Source organism: Rhizobium sp. CFBP 13726 (assembly GCF_014841925.1).
Taxonomy (GTDB): domain Bacteria; phylum Pseudomonadota; class Alphaproteobacteria; order Rhizobiales; family Rhizobiaceae; genus Neorhizobium; species Neorhizobium soli.
This window is the reverse complement of record NZ_JACYUU010000004.1, coordinates 26782-41796: the sequence shown is the minus strand read 5'-3', so window position 1 is coordinate 41796 and position 15015 is coordinate 26782. Positions and strand designations below refer to the sequence as shown.

Here is a 15015-nt window from a genome sequence, read left to right as displayed (position 1 = left end):
CTTTTTGTTGCTGTCAGCGGTTTCTAATGCGCGGGTCGATGACCGGCGCGATGAGGTCTGCAACGAGGTTGCCGAGAATGATGGCGAGCGCCGAGGTAAGCGTGACGCCCATGATGATCGGAATATCCACCTGCTGGATCGCCTGCCAGGCCAGCTGGCCGATGCCCGGCCAACCGTAGACCGCCTCGACCACGACGACACCGCCCATGAACTGACCGATGTCGATGCCGATCATGGCGATGACCGGCAGCACGGCATTGGGCAGCGCATGGCGCAAGGTGATGCGGCGCGACGACAACCCTTTGGCGCGGGCCGTGCGCACGTAATCCTGGTTGAGCACGTCGATCATTGCGGAGCGGACCATTCGGGCATACCAGCCGGCGCCAAGCACGCCGAGCGTCGCGGCCGGCAGAACCACATGCGAAAACGTGCCGTAGCCGCTCATCGGAAACCAGCCGAGCGTTGCGGCAAACACATAAAGCAGCAGCAGCGCCACCACGAACTGCGGCGCCGACACGCCGACAAAGGATGCCATCATCACCAGCCGGTCGACAAACCCTCCGCGGCGGACTGCTGCGATCGTTCCAAGCGTCAGCCCGAGCACCACTTCGACGACGATGCCGGAAAACATCAGCGTCAGGGTGGCCGGCAGGCGCGCCATGATCAGCGTCGCGACTTCCGTCTTCTGCGCATAGGAGCGACCGAGATTGCCCTGCAGCAGGTTGGAGAGATAGGACCAGAACTGCACCGGCAACGACTGGTCGAGGCCGAGTTCGCGGCGAATGTTGGCGACCGTCTGCGCCGTTGCGCTGCGGCCGGCAATCATCCGGGCCGGATCCGCCGGCAGGGCGTAGAGCAGCACAAAGGTGATCGCCGCGACCCCGAGCAGGATCAGCGCCATCTGCACCACGCGCCGGAGAAAGAGCATCGCCATCAGCCTCGCCCCCGCTGCGTCGGATCGAGAATGTCGCGAAGGGCGTCACCGACGAGGTTGAAGGAGAGTGCCGTCAAAAGGATGATCGCGCCGGGGAAAAACACCAGCCACGGTGCCGCCTGGAAATAGCTCTGGCTCTCGAAGATGATATTGCCCCAGGACGGTTGCGGCGGCTGCACGCCGATCCCGAGGAAGGACAGCGTCGCTTCGAGAAGCACGGTCGTCGCGATGCCGAGCGTGCCCCAGACGATCGCCGTCGGCATCAGATGCGGCAGGATATGCAGGAACAGGATCCGGCCGTGACCGGCACCGAGCGAGCGTTCGGCCATGATGAAGTCGCGCTCCACCAGCCCGCGGGTCTCGGTATAGACGATGCGGGCGACCTGCACCCAGTTGACCAAGGCGATCACCATCGCGACGATCCAGAGGCTCGGGCGAAGCAGCGCGGCGAGCACGATCGCCAGCAGCAGCGCCGGAAACGCCATCATCAGATCGGTAAAGCGCATCAAGAGCGTGCCAAAGAAGCCGCGCACATAGCCGGCGACGATGCCGACGAACAGCCCGATCGTGACCGCCACGCCATTGGCGACGAGCCCGATGATCAGCGATGTGCGGGCGCCGTAGAGAAGACGCGAAAACAGGTCCCGACCCAGCGTGTCGGTGCCGAGCAGGAACGGTCCGCCCGGCGGCAACGGCGCACCTTCGAGCGAAAGCCCGTCGAACATCTGGTTGTCAGGATCGAACGGCGCGATCATCGGCGCGGCGAGCGCTGCAATGGCGACCGTGAGGACGATGAGAATGCCGAACAACGCGACCGGCTGCCTCAGAAGCTCCTTGAACACCCGCATCAGATCGCCTCCGGGAGCGGTTCGGCACCGGCAACGATAAAGGCGGCGATCTGCTCCATCGGCAAGCGGCGGCGCATGGCGCATTCGCGCAGCGTCCGATAGGCCTGATCCTCGCCGATGGCATGCGAGGCCATCAAACGCTCGACCGCCGCATAGACGAGCGGCCTCAGGCGCGAGCGCTCCTCCAGATGCCGGATGCGATCCTGTGCCTCCTCTCGCTCCTGCTGGATGGACAGCGCCATGACAAGCGCGGGATAGACGGCGGAACTGGCGACGGGCTTGGCGATGATGGCGCCCGCCCCTTGCGACAGCGCCCAGGCAATGCGACCGGGCGCTTCCGATCCGAGCAGTGCGACGACGGGGCGAAGCGGTGCCTGCCTGTCGAACGGCAGGAGATCGTCCCAGCCCTGGTCCGCATCGACCATGATGATGTCGGGCAGATCGCCGGGCGATAGCGGCGCCCACTGGGCATTTGCCTCGACACCGAGCAGCCGAAGCTGGCGCACGAGCTTTTCGGTATTGCCGTCTTCGCGGTGGAGGATCGTGACCTTTGAGCCGGCGAAAGTCGGGGTCTGCCTCATGACACCACCCGCAGTCTCGGCTGCAGACGATTGCCGCCGGTGAGATAAGGATCTGCCGCAAGCGGCGGCCGCGAAGCGATCACGTCGAAACTGTTGGAGCTGTTGATGCGGCCGAGATGGAAGGGCAGCGCCGCATGGTTGGTTTCCGCATCGATGGCAAGCGGCCCAAACAGGCTCGGCCAGGGCTGGCGGCTCAGCTGCTGCCGCACGGCCCGCGGATCGTCGGTACTCGCCGCCGAAATCGCCGCAAGTGCGAGTTTGACCGCCGTGTAGGCGCTCGCAAAGACACTCGACACCCGGCGCTCGCCGAACCTCGCATGAACATTCCGCTTGAAGCGCGCGTTTTCGGACGTCGCCAGAGTATCGAAATAGGAGGCGGCGCAAAGCTGCCCGGTGGCAGCACCCGGCGCGATATCGGCAAGCTCGCATTCCATCAGGTCGCAGCTGACGACCGGGCAGACCTCAGGCCGAAACGCAGGATCCCTGTCAGCCAGCGCCCGCATGGCGGCCAGAAACGCATAGCTGGACGGCCCGATGAGATTGTTCAGAATGAAGCTCGGACGCCGCTGCTCGATCTCCGCGATAATCCGTTCGACGGCGGTTTCATCAAGCGGCAGGTAACGCTCACCGAGAACCTCGCCGCCGGCATTGCCCACCAGTTCGCGCGCCAGCCGGTTCATTTCCCAGCCCCAGACATAGTTGGCGCCGACCAGATAGGGCCGATTGCCATAGCGCGGGATGAGATATTCGAACAGCGGCAGGAGATGCTGGTTCGGACAGCCACCGAGATAGATGACGCTCTCATTGGCCTCGAACCCCTCGTAGGGGCACATGTACCATAGAAGACCGTCATGCTTTTCGATCAGCGGCAGGACTTCCTTGCGGGCAGCCGAGGTGATGGTGCCGACGATGTGGCGGCATCCCTGTCGTAGCAGATTGCGGGCACCATCCAGATAGGCGGCAAGATCCGCGTGTGGATCGAAGAACACAGCATCGACGCCGCCATCAGACGCGTCGCCGAATTCGGCAATCGCGAGATCGGCACCGTCGCGCGCGTCCCGACCCATCGACCCATAGGGGCCGGTTGTCGAAAAGAGAATGCCAATCTTGATCGGGTCGTTCATGCGGGTGCACCAAAACCAAAAAACCCCACAACGCAGATCCCGCACAGTGCGGGGCGATGTGAGGCGAAACTGCCTGGAGACAATCGAAGTCATGTGATGCGGTGGCGCATGCCTATTCCGCGAGCTTGAGTAAAATACAGGCAGCACTGCGTTGTCAAGTGCGATGGGTCTTCGACTTCGGGATCGCAAGCTGTCTGTTGGACATCCAGACGTCCTCGCTGACTTGATCTCAGACGCAGATCACTGGGATCGAGACACCGTCAGAAACGCATGGAAAAGCCCAATACCGGGCCATGCTGGGTAACGTCCCAGCGAAATTTGTTTCCGGTGAAATCGTCCGTTTCGTAGTCTTGCGAAAGCACACGATACCCAACGCGCAAAATCGTTGGATGATTAAACATGTAGGTCCGGTATCCGAGATAGGCCTGGGCATTTACTGCGAGCTTCGAACCAATATCTAACCCGCCAATGTCGGCTTCGCCGGCCAGGTTCCACCGGTCGGAAAGGTCTGTGCTCAGACGCATGCCCACGAACGGGTCAAGCCAGTCCGCAGACTTGTTTGCCGAGGTGAAGCCTGCATCAGCATGCGCTTCGAGTTTTGTCCAACGGATGCCGACCGTAGGCTCGACGGTGAAATGCCGCGGTTCACCAAACACCGTGTCGCCCCCAAGTGCGAGGTCGTAGACGCGGTAGTAAGCGCCGGCTGCCAGAATAGTCGTCTTGATCTTCAAGCCGACCTCGAAGTCGGCGAGATCCTCGTCCTGGCTCGTCTGAACGTACTGTCCATCAAAGTAGAAGCCGAAAAGTCCGTTCGTCACTTCGACATTGCCCATGGCCGCAAGATCGAGGTGTTTGAAAATATCCGAAAACGGAATATCGACATTGCTGTCCAAACCTGCCAGCGACGCATCGCCATCCAGGGACGCAGCCCAGACATAGGGACTGACGATGATGCTCCATTCACGGTCAGCAAGTAGATCAGTCGCCTGATCTTCGGCGGATGCGGGAAGCGACAATGCGAGCGTAAGTCCGGCCGCGAGAATGATGTTGTAAAACATAGGTTTCTCCCATCGGAACCTGTGCGTACTTCCACGATATCACTATAGTTTTTGCTTGCAAGCAGTGGTTATTCACGCGTAACCTATTTCGACTTTTCGTGGAAAATTGAATGCGGGCGTATGCTTGTGTCGTGATGCTCGCGGAGGGGGGAAGCATGAGATTTCGGTTTGGCACGAAGTACGATCATCTCACCAGCGACCTGCCGTGCAAATGTTGCGATCCCGTATTGCAGACGCTCACGCACCGAATGAATGCCGATCTCCGGCGCCGCGGATTTTTCGTCGGCGCCGCTGCGGTGCTGGCGGGGTTCGGGCTGGCGGGTCTGCCGAGCGCCGTGCAGGCTCAAGCAACGCCGACAAAAGCCGTGTTGTTCGAAAATGTGCGCATATTCGACGGTATGTCGGAAACATTGTCCAATCCATCCAATGTGCTGGTGATCGGAAACCGGATAACGTCGATTTCACCGTCACCGATCCAGATTCCAGCCGACCTTTCCGTCACGCGAATAGCGGGCGGCGGGCGAACGCTGATGCCGGGCATGATCGACGCGCATACCCACATCATGTTTGCGACGGTTCCCCAATTGGCCGTCCTGACGTCTGATATCGGCTTCATCAATGTCGCGGCAGTGAAGGCGGCCAACGACACCTTGATGAGGGGGTTCACCACAATTCGCGATATGGGCGGCCCCTGCTTCGGGTTGAAGCGCGGCATCGATGCCGGGCTCGTTCCCGGGCCCAGGATCTGGCCATCGGGTGCGTTCATTTCGCAAACGGGTGGCCACGGCGACTTCAGGCTTCCGATCGACCTCCCCGCGCGGCCGGACGATTTCACCTACAGTGAGCGTGTGGGCGGCTCGGCCATTGCCGACGATCCCGGCACGGTCCGAAAGCGCGCCCGCGAACAACTGGCACTCGGCGCGTCGCAGATCAAGATCATGGCGGGTGGAGGCGTGTCATCCGCGTTCGACCCGCTCGATGTGACGCAGTTCACGCTTGAGGAAATGGAAGCGGGCGTCGGCGCTTCGGAGAACTGGGGGACCTACGCGACGGTTCATGCCTATACGCCAAAAGCAGTCGCCCAGGCGGTCGCCGCTGGCGTTCGGTGCATAGAGCATGGCAACCTGCTCGACGACGAGACGGTGGCCCTGCTCGCGGAAAAAGGTATCTGGTGGTGCCTACAGCCCTTTCTGGACGATCAGGACGCAACGCCCTTTGCCGAGGGGTCGCCAAACAGACGCAAGCAACTGCAGATGTTTTCCGGCACCGACGCCGCCTACGCGCTTGCCAAGAAGCACAAGGTCAAGACGGCCTGGGGTACCGACACGCTGTTCGATGATAAGGCAGCCGCGCGGCAGGGTGCACAACTCACAAAACTCACCCGCTGGTACAAGCCTGCCGAAATCCTGAAGATGGCGACGGGGGACAATGGCCAGCTACTCGCGCTCTCCGGCCTTCGGAGCCCTTACGAAGGGAAGCTGGGCGTGGTTCAGGAAGGCGCACTCGCCGACTTACTGCTGGTCGACGGCGACCCGATTGCGGACATCGCCTTAATCGAGGACCCGGCGAAAAACTTCCTTGTGATCATGAAGGATGGGCAGTTGAACAAGAACATTGCTGCGTAGATCAGTTCGTCCTCTGGCCGTCCCCTCCCACGGAGATTATTGGATCACGCCGAAATCGGTCACTTGGCAAACCGCGCCTTGAGTTGCTCGACCACCGAGTGATCCATATTGGGCGGATCGGTCAATGCGATCCAACTGTCGATGTAGTCCTCCGGTGCATAGACGTGGCCAAACCCCATTGGCGATGTTGTGCCGATCGCCATGTCAAATGTCAGTTGCAGCATGGTCACCACGGGAAACCACCTGAGCCGCGGCGAGACATCCGGGCCTCTTTCCCCCTTCATCCAATCCGGCTCCTTGAACAACGAAGCAGTTTCAAAAAAGACGATCGGGTCACTGGCATATTGCAAGTAGACAAACCGTATCGGTCCCCAGGACGCATCAAACTGGACAGGAGGGGATGCTTGGTTCGCAAAGCGCACCAAGGAACCATCGCGAAACCTGGGAAGCCACGCAGGCGAAAGGTCTTGCCGCTGATCTGTGATTGTGCGCCATCTTTGACTGCGGAATGGGGGACCGGTCCAAAGTGCTCCCTGGAACGGATCGGCCACAACATCATAGATGTCCGTCGATAGCTGCGAATTGAGCGCACCGAGGCTCAAGCCATACAGATAAAGCTTCGGCCGCCGTTCACGCGGAAGCGTTTTCCAGTGGCTGTAGACTTCGGTGAACAATGCCCTCGCCGCAGCCTGACCATTGTCCGGCTCCACCATCAAAGACAACCAGCTCGCAAGATAGGAATATTGGAGCGCGACGCTGGCCACATCGCCGCGGTGAAGAAACTCGAGCGTGTCCATGGCGGCTGGATCAACCCATCCGGTTCCTGTCGGGACGATAATGACGAGGATCGACCGATCGAAACCGCCCTGTCGCTGAAGCTCTCTCAGGGCGAGCGCGGCTCTTGCTTCCACCGTCTCGCCGTTGTTGAGCCCGACATAGGCGCGGATCGGCTTTTCGGCTGTCTGCTGCCAGAACGCGCCGACGTCGGGCGCAGTGGGGCCAGAGCTGACAAAACGGCGCCCCTGCAGTCCAAGGCCCTCCCACGAAACCAGTGAAGATGCACTCCCGGTTTTCGCCTGGTCGGTCGGTGCAGGAGTGTCGTCGTCAATCAGGGCATCAACTTGCTGGAACGAGGCATCCGTTGCGTCCAGCGCCCATCGCAGCAGCAGCCCCTGCCCGGCAGTCCAGAACAACAGGGCGGCCAGTGTTACGCCTAGGGCGTTCGCCACCCGTCGAGGAACGTACCTGTTGATCCACCCCGAAAGACCGCGAGCCGCAAGCTGAAAGACACGTCCTGTAAAGAGCAGCACGGCGAAGGCGAGGATGGCAACGGCCGCCAGTTTCAAAGGTTCAGCGCTATCGAGCGCATCCATGCCCCAAAGTGAGCGAATGGAATTTTGCCATTCGACCGCGTGCCAGAGAAAAACACCCAGGATGGCAATGGCAGCGATGAGGAATGCGACCTTCAGGGGTCGTTCCCTGCTCGACGCGCGAGGAAGTTCCAGGTATCGCCAAAGCCAAGCCACTGCCACGCCCGCCATATAGCCCACGGCGGCGCAGACGCCCGAAAGCGCTCCTTGCACCAGGTAAGACCGAGGCAAGAGACTTGGAGTGAGAGAGGCAGCAAAGAAAACAAGCGCGATGAACGTGCCTGTGTGGGACAAAGAACCAAGAAAACGTCGGACCATTTGGTACATCAAACCGCTCCTAACCGGAGTTTCGCTACCCATAGCATCACATCGCGGGAAATCGTCGCCGGCATCATTGCCCTATGCTCAAAGCTGATTTTGCGGTGCGTGCTCGAAGGCGTCGACACCCAATAGGAGATGGCTGTTCTTGCTGCCCTCAAGCCGCGTCTGATCAAGGGATACCTGTTCGGACTGCCCATGAGCGATAGGGATGCCAGCCAACCCATCGAAAGTCAGCAGCAATCAAATGCAAATCAAACAGCATTACAAATCCAGTCAGCTCGAGGGATCAAGATTTGAACCCTTCACTGGATCCGACAGCGTAGTCTCCCCGTTTCAGAAGCTGAGACAAGTGTTTCACAAAGCTATTGGCGGCTTGTCATCGAATGCGCAGCGAACGACTGGTTACGGGATTTAGGTCCAAGGTCGCGAATGACCGATTGGCGGGGCGCGGTGCGGAAATTATTCCCGCATGCGGCCCGAAGCGTCTACCGGCGATCGTAGCGGCGTGCCGCTACGATCGGTTTTTGAGGCATTGATACAGGTGATCCGACTGCTGACTGCGGCATCTTCTATTCGGCTACGTCGATGACGATTTTCCCAAATGCTCCTCGATCCAAATGGTCGAAGGCCGCTGGAAGATCGGCCAGAGAATAGCAGGAGTTCACAACAGGGACGATACGCGTCTGATCGATCGCTCTAACGAACCTTTCCAGCGCCGTCCTGCTCCCAGTTCCAATACCATGAACTGTTATGTCCTTGAGCATCAGCGGCATAGCTGCGGAACTGATGTCCCAACCGTCGAGCGCGCCGATCTGACAGACATGACCGCCCACCGTCGTGACCTGGATGGATTTGCCGAAATGCTTGCCGCCAATAACCTCCAGGGCGACGTCCACGCCCCGATCAGTCGTCAACTGGTAAACCGTTTCCATCCAGTCGGTGCTTGCGTCGATGAAATGGTCCGCGCCCTGGGCCTTCACGTAGTCTTCGTTTTCAGGTCGACCACAAACGATCACCCTTGCACCGTGAGCTTTCGCGATCTGCAGTCCGAACAGAGCAACGCCGCCGGTGCTGGGGATGAGCACCGTATCGCCAGCTCGAACGCCCGCCCGCTCGACGAGCGCAAACCAGGCCGTAAGACCAGCGACTGGGAGTGTACAAGCCTGCCGGGCGGTGAGTGTCTCAGGTGCCACGACAAACCAGTCTTCCGGCATCGCGACGTATTCAGCCAGCACACCCGGATAAAAGCCACCTAAGGTCTGATAGGCGGGCGTTCGGGCAGTGCCGTCGCGCAGACCGTCGATCCAGTCCGGCGTTGCCGTCGAGATGACGTTCGAGCCCAACCTCAATCGGGAAGCGCCCTGTCCGAGACCGACGACTTCTCCGGCGAGGTCCGAGCCCGGCGTGAAAGGGAAGGTGAGAGGAAGTCCTCGTCCTGTCTCGACAACCATCTTGTCGCGGTAATTCAGTGCGACCGCGTTCACTTTTATCAAGACCTCTTTCGGACCAGGTTTTGGCACTTCGACATCGTTCAGTTTCAGCTTCTGCCTGCCAACCGCGTCAATTTCCCAGCGCTTCATCGTCGCATCTCCGCTCGTTTCGGAAGACGACTGCGACCCGATAGTTCATCGGTCCGTTCACCCTGTCTTCTGTCACAGTTATGCAGCATGGCGATTGTGGTTGAATATGGTATCAATTCGGCATGACGTATTGCCTTTGAGGATCATAATGGACGGTGCGGAATTTTCCCAACTCAAGGCCTTTGTCGCAGTCTGCGATGAGCGGGCGTTCGGCCGTGCTGCAAAACGGCTGGCGATATCGCCTTCTGCTTTGAGCCGCATCGTCCGCGCGTTAGAGAGCCGTCTCGGGATACGCCTCCTTAATCGAACCACCCGCAGTGTCGGGCTGACGGAAGCGGGAAGCGTGCTCTACGATCGCATCAAGCCGATGATGATGGGGATGGATGACGCCGTCTCGGCCGTCGGAGCCTACCAGAGTGAGCCGAAGGGCGTGGTTCGTGTCAATCTGCCGAGCATTGCCGCGCAGATTGCGGTTCTGCCAAGACTGCGCCAGTTCCGTCTTGCCTATCCTGAGGTCCGCCTTGATCTGGTGATAGACAACGATATCACGGATGTCGTTGCGGAAGGTTTTGACGCGGGCGTTCGGATTGGAGGGCAAATCAGCCGGGATATGATCGCTGTCCGGATCACGCCCGATCTGCGTATGGCGGTTGTGGGCGCACCCTCTTATTTTGCCAATCGGCCGCCGCCCCAGGCGCCAGCCGACCTCAAGGACCACCTCTGCCTCACTTACAAGTGGAAAAGCACGGGAGCCCTGTACCCATGGCGGTTCGAAAATGCAGATGGCGTCCTCGATGTTGATGTCGAGAACGTCGTTACCGTCAACGATACGGAGCTACTCCTTTCAGCAGCTCGCGAGGGACTTGGACTGGCTTACCTCATCGAGGACCTGGTGGAACCCTATTTGAAAACCAACGAACTCAAGCGAGTGCTCGAACCGGTTTGCAAGCTCTTCCCGGGATTCTATCTCTACTATTCGGAACGCTCTCACATGGCCGCATCTGTTCGGGCATTCATCGATTTCATGAAAGCCAGGAGCTCTTAGACGATCGGCCGATGCGAGAGATTGCTTCCCAGCCTTTCGGAAGGAGGCAACCGGTAATTCGCCGTTTTGACCCGACCGCATCGCGCGACATTGAGGAAGATGGTGTTGACCGACGGAGAGAAAGGCAGGATGGCGGAAAATGAGTTTGCGATAAAACCAATGTCATACACACGCCTCCGGCGATCAATCTCTCGCTCTGAGCACGAAAGGACACGCTCGACGGTTTAGGCGCTATGAAGGTGATCCGGTTGCTGGTAGCACGTTGCATCACATAGGAATGATCATGACCCTGGACGAAACAAACCAAATCATCGTCAACGCTTTTAAGAATAACAAGTTTGGCGTATCACCGACTTCGACACGCGGTGCTGTGCAAAACTTTTCGAAGAAGCATGGCCTCGAAGGTGCCGAATTCACAGAGGCCCTCGCTTCAGCGATAGCAAGCGGCCTTATCGCACCCATGGCGGACTCAGCGCTCACAATTAGAAATGCCGGCCGAGCCATGCTGCCTGCGCGCTAATCCTGTCTGCTTATCTGCTGGTGCGGGCAAGGCTGCGACTTGCGATAGGTGGGAGTGGTCTGATGATTACCCGTTTGCTGGAAGTCGGATGTGAACGACCATTTCGCAGTGATCACGCCGTCGGGCAGTAAGCGGGTGATCGACTTCAAGCAGGCGCAACCACGATCGAAGGTCGTCGAGGTCGGGGCAGTGTGGCTCGACCGCCCCAAGGACCTCGTGGATGTTATTCCTGAGCGAGGCTTGTCTTCTCAATTTCCACCGTCTGATCCAGCTTTCTGGTTCCCGAAATTCTCTTGAGAAGCCCACAGCACCGACGAAAGGAACTAAAATCGCGCAACATCCGTTCTTCAAGTGAATAGAAGATCGGTTCTCAGATGCGCAACGTCGCCAAGCTCGCCTCCATCGTCTCCTTCAGCGGTCTCATGTTTGCCGCTTTCGTGGCCCCTGCCAATGCGTTTCAGTTCCCCGAGCCCCAGGCGAACGCAGAAGCTTTCGGTGGGAACTCGGTCTCGGCATATGCCGAGAATGGACAAGGTTCGGCGACCGCGAATTCCTCCAAGCTGTCGCCGAGCGAAGTCCGACATATTACATGGTGCGCCGCCCGGTATCGGCTGAGCTACGATGCAGTCAATGACGTCCACATCGGCGAAGGCGGCGTCCAGTCGAAGTGTATATCTCCCAGAACGTATTAGCGGCACCTTGACGGCTGACTTCCCGACTGATGGGTTTTATCAAACCGTGTTCTTTGCTGCCAACAAGGCATGACGGACGCGTTATCCCAAGTCGCGACATCGACAGTCGACGCATGATGGCAGCACGAATCAGTCGCGGCCGTCCTCGCGGAACTGGCCGCCCACCTGATGTCTGGCATCATTGCGAACAGTACCGTCGAGATCGATCTGGGCATTCTCCGGATTAGCGTAGCCGCCTATCTCGATCTGAAGCAGGCCGTGCAGAACCCGGAGTTTCGGGTGGACTTCTTCTTCCGTCTGGCGGTGCTCCCAATCGAGTCGGTGCCTCTGCGGGACCTGAGGGAAGACATTCCCCTCATCGCCCAGCGTTTTATGGGACGGCAGAGCGTCGCCCACCGGCGCGAGTTGACGCTGTCGAACGCCAACCTTCAGACCCTGCAGCGATATGCCTGGCCGGGCAATGTCCGCGATCTGCAGAACGTGAACGAACGGCCGCCATTTTGGCGCGACAGTGCCGCATGGATTTAGACCTCCCGGACGCTCCTGCACCCAGCAGGGCGCAGCCCTTTACCATCCGATGCGGCTGGAGCGGTCCTCACGGAAGCCAGATGCGCCGGCAAGACTTGGACAATAGCAGCAATGCCCTGCAGCGTTGCAGCGGCAAAGTCTCCGGGAAAGGAGGGCCCCCCGAACTCCTGGACATGAAGCCGATAACGCTTGCCTCGAAGGTGAAGGCACTCGGCATTGTCTGACGGCTCGGGGCATAGGATCGCAAGTGCGGGTTACGGCTGGAGACTTCGCTCCAGCCCCGCACGTAAAGTAATCCAAACGCAAAACACCCGCAGCTTGTCGCTACGGGTGTTTTTCAATAATGATGATTTGGTTGCGGGGCCTGAGTGCACTAGACTTGTAAAATCGGCCGCCTTGAACGGATGCGAATCTAATACCCTATCCCCGCGAGAGGCAGTCGTCATATGCTGCCTTTTGGTATTTAATCGCAAGACAGATATTTCCACAAATTCATATCCTTAGCGCTTCACGTAATTTGAGATTTGGCACTTAATACGAGTTATTCAATCAGCTCTTGGCACTTAATTTGAGATTCATCACGATATTCATTACGAACATCTCGCTCGCGATACCTTTACAAATCTCGACGATTACAGAAGGTTGTCTAGCTATATCGTCGTGCCGGACCGGGATTCACGTCACGCTAGTCTCATTTTAAATGCTCAACCTTGGATGAACGGCCGCATTCTCACGATTAGGTGCCAAACGACACGCAGGGCCCCGGCTAGCTGAAAACCTTTCTATGCAACGGCATGGGCCATTGCCAGGGCCGTCTTTGCGGCTTGACCGTGACCGATATTTTGGCGCAGCAGCTTGGACAATCGCCCGCAAAGATCGGCTATTTTCATCTGCGCAATCACGTCAAGCCAATCACGCTCGGCGCCCTTGCCGCGCTCAAGGGCGAAGGCGAAACCACGCGTCTGTTTTGACCACCATTCGACCTCTTATCCAATAGAGAATTGCCATGATCGAACGCTTCGAAACCGGATCGCCCATGAGCCGCATCGTCATTCATGCGGGCGTCGTCTATCTGTCTGGCCTTACCGCCAGACGCGGCAAGTCGTGGCGAAAGCGGTACAGACGCTCGGTCCGGCCGGAACCGACAAGGCGCGTTTGCTGACCGCCGCCCTCTGGCTGCGCGACATCGCCGACTTCGATGCGATGAACGATATCTGGGACGGCTGGATAGCCCCCCAGAAACCGCCCGCGTGCACCTCCTGCGAATGCCGTCTTGCCCATCGCGACATTCTGGTCGAGATCACGTTTACCACTGCGCAATGATGCTGGCGTGTGGTGTCGCTGCTGCGAAAGAAGAACGATCCCAAGTTTCTCTTCGTTTTGACATTTCAAGATTGGCATGCGGCCGGCGTCATTCCGGCGAACATCCGCTACTACCTGCATTCCATGAGGATGCGACCAGCGACGATATCCGATCGCACGCCACTAAATGATAGGTTCGCGGATCAAGAATTTGCACCTCTGTTGACATCGCAGCCATAACACTGTCAATTGTTGACAGTTTACGTGTTGCGAACTTTAACGATCGGGGCGAAGCCATCCATATGTCACAAACCAATCGTTCCGCTCACATCCTCATCGCCGGAGGTGGAATTGGAGGCATGTCGGCGGCTCTCGGGCTGTTGCGCGCGGGGTTCAAGGTCAGTCTCTTTGAGCAGGCACCCGCTCTTGGCGAGGTCGGCGCAGGCTTGACTGTCCAGCCAAGCGCGACAAGAGCCATGGACTTCCTTGGGCTCGGCAAGGAACTGAGGGAACTCGCCGATCTCTCGCTTAATCCGATCGTCTACCACTACAAGACCGGTGAGGCGATGTCGGAGTTCATGGGCGCCGGACAGACCGTTGATGAAAACGGCGTCAGTTGGTTTCATCGAATCCACCGCGCCGACTTCCAAAGCATGCTGGAGCGTGCCATCCGGGAGGTCAGCACGGACACGATCCATCTTGGCTCACGGGTTGCCCGTGTGGAGCAGGACGATCACGGCGCATCGGTCATGCTCGAGAACGGCGCCGAGGTTAGAGGCGATATCATCATCGGCGCCGACGGGGTCCGCTCGCCGATCCGCGGCCAGTTGTTCGACGAGGCGCCGCCACAATTTCGAGGGCAGGTCGCCTACCGCTTTCTAGTTCCGATGGAACGCGTGCGCGACATTCTTGGTGGACGGCCGGCCGGCACCTATATCGGTCCCGGCTGCATCTTCAACCGCTACCCGGTGCGCCACGACACGATCCTCAACTGTGTCGGCATCGTCAAGACTGACGGCTGGAAAGACGAAGGCTGGTCGACACCTGCGACACGTGAGGAGTTGCACGGCCAGTATGCGGGCTGGCATGAAAGCCTGACCGGGTTGATCGAACACGCACCGAGCGAGAACCTGATCAAATGGGCGCTATATGACCGGGAGCCGCTGACGCAGTGGACGAATGGCCGGGTCACGCTGCTCGGCGATGCCGCTCACCCCATCCTTCCCTTTCTCGGCCTTGCCGGCGCGATGGCGATCGAAGACGCTGTGGTCTTGGCACGGGCATGCGCCGCCTCCCCGGATGACCTTCAGGCAGCCCTTCATACGTACGAAAAAATCCGCCTGCCGCGGACCACGGATATCCTGATCAATTCCCGGCTACAGGGTGAGCTTTACCAGGATCCCGACACCGACTCCTTTCTCAGCAAGAAGCGTCCTCATACCAATCCCGAACTCTATGGCTACGACCCGGCCACCGTCGCGTTATGA

16 protein-coding genes are annotated in these 15015 nt (G+C 59.1%); 9 read left to right on the top strand and 7 right to left on the bottom strand.

From position 1 onward, the window contains the following. Positions 1-13: 13 nt before the first annotated feature. From IFT66_RS17045 to IFT66_RS17025, 5 genes are all read right to left on the bottom strand, one after another. Entirely contained in the window at positions 14-934 is a 921-nt protein-coding gene (locus tag IFT66_RS17045) for an ABC transporter permease (RefSeq protein WP_192078318.1), read from the bottom strand. Continuing rightward, entirely contained in the window at positions 934-1782 is an 849-nt protein-coding gene (locus IFT66_RS17040) for an ABC transporter permease (RefSeq protein WP_192078317.1), read from the bottom strand. The genes IFT66_RS17045 and IFT66_RS17040 overlap by 1 nt, the downstream gene beginning before the upstream one ends. Continuing rightward, on the bottom strand, positions 1782-2363 hold the full coding sequence (locus tag IFT66_RS17035; protein ID WP_192078316.1) for an ANTAR domain-containing response regulator: 582 nt from the start codon (positions 2361-2363) through the stop codon (positions 1782-1784). The genes IFT66_RS17040 and IFT66_RS17035 overlap by 1 nt, the downstream gene beginning before the upstream one ends. Further along, positions 2360-3487 (bottom strand): transporter substrate-binding protein, encoded by a 1128-nt coding sequence (locus IFT66_RS17030; RefSeq protein WP_192078315.1) that lies wholly within the window; start codon positions 3485-3487, stop codon positions 2360-2362. Before IFT66_RS17030 ends, IFT66_RS17035 begins: the two co-directional genes overlap by 4 nt. A 260-nt stretch (positions 3488-3747) precedes the next feature. Continuing rightward, positions 3748-4545: a hypothetical protein gene (locus tag IFT66_RS17025; RefSeq protein ID WP_192078314.1), complete on the bottom strand. Its 798-nt coding sequence runs from the start codon at positions 4543-4545 to the stop codon at positions 3748-3750. Between the two features lie 110 nt (positions 4546-4655). Here IFT66_RS17025 and IFT66_RS17020 point away from each other — a divergent pair, with 110 nt between their 5' ends. After that, positions 4656-6170, top strand: coding sequence for a metal-dependent hydrolase family protein (locus tag IFT66_RS17020; RefSeq protein WP_249406480.1), 1515 nt, complete (start codon positions 4656-4658; stop codon positions 6168-6170). A gap of 59 nt (positions 6171-6229) precedes the next feature. On the opposite strand, the gene IFT66_RS17015 is transcribed toward IFT66_RS17020, so the two are convergent. Together IFT66_RS17015 and IFT66_RS17010 are read right to left on the bottom strand one after the other, a co-directional pair. Beyond that, on the bottom strand, positions 6230-7867 hold the full coding sequence (locus IFT66_RS17015; RefSeq protein ID WP_174196952.1) for an alpha/beta hydrolase: 1638 nt from the start codon (positions 7865-7867) through the stop codon (positions 6230-6232). Positions 7868-8430: 563 nt separating this feature from the next. Then, positions 8431-9441, bottom strand: a complete 1011-nt coding sequence (locus tag IFT66_RS17010) for a zinc-dependent alcohol dehydrogenase family protein (RefSeq protein WP_192078313.1) — start codon at positions 9439-9441, stop codon at positions 8431-8433. A gap of 148 nt (positions 9442-9589) precedes the next feature. On the opposite strand from IFT66_RS17010, the gene IFT66_RS17005 reads away from it, so the two are divergent. From IFT66_RS17005 to IFT66_RS16970, 8 genes are all read left to right on the top strand, one after another. Then, entirely contained in the window at positions 9590-10486 is an 897-nt protein-coding gene (locus IFT66_RS17005) for a LysR family transcriptional regulator (protein ID WP_192078312.1), read from the top strand. Positions 10487-10769: 283 nt separating this feature from the next. Beyond that, positions 10770-11006: a hypothetical protein gene (locus IFT66_RS17000; protein WP_139283871.1), complete on the top strand. Its 237-nt coding sequence runs from the start codon at positions 10770-10772 to the stop codon at positions 11004-11006. A gap of 90 nt (positions 11007-11096) precedes the next feature. Next, positions 11097-11303, top strand: a complete 207-nt coding sequence (locus tag IFT66_RS16995) for a hypothetical protein (RefSeq protein WP_192078311.1) — start codon at positions 11097-11099, stop codon at positions 11301-11303. Between the two features lie 77 nt (positions 11304-11380). Continuing rightward, a complete protein-coding gene (locus IFT66_RS16990) occupies positions 11381-11698 on the top strand; it encodes a hypothetical protein (RefSeq protein ID WP_192078310.1) in 318 nt (105 codons plus the stop codon). Positions 11699-11866: 168 nt separating this feature from the next. Continuing rightward, entirely contained in the window at positions 11867-12226 is a 360-nt protein-coding gene (locus IFT66_RS16985) for a hypothetical protein (protein WP_192078309.1), read from the top strand. Between the two features lie 770 nt (positions 12227-12996). After that, positions 12997-13197, top strand: coding sequence for a hypothetical protein (locus IFT66_RS16980; RefSeq protein WP_274604878.1), 201 nt, complete (start codon positions 12997-12999; stop codon positions 13195-13197). 133 nt (positions 13198-13330) lie between these two features. Then, a complete protein-coding gene (locus IFT66_RS23855) occupies positions 13331-13549 on the top strand; it encodes a Rid family hydrolase (RefSeq protein ID WP_342344781.1) in 219 nt (72 codons plus the stop codon). Positions 13550-13830: 281 nt separating this feature from the next. Continuing rightward, a complete protein-coding gene (locus IFT66_RS16970; protein ID WP_082471749.1) occupies positions 13831-15015 on the top strand; it encodes an FAD-dependent monooxygenase in 1185 nt (394 codons plus the stop codon).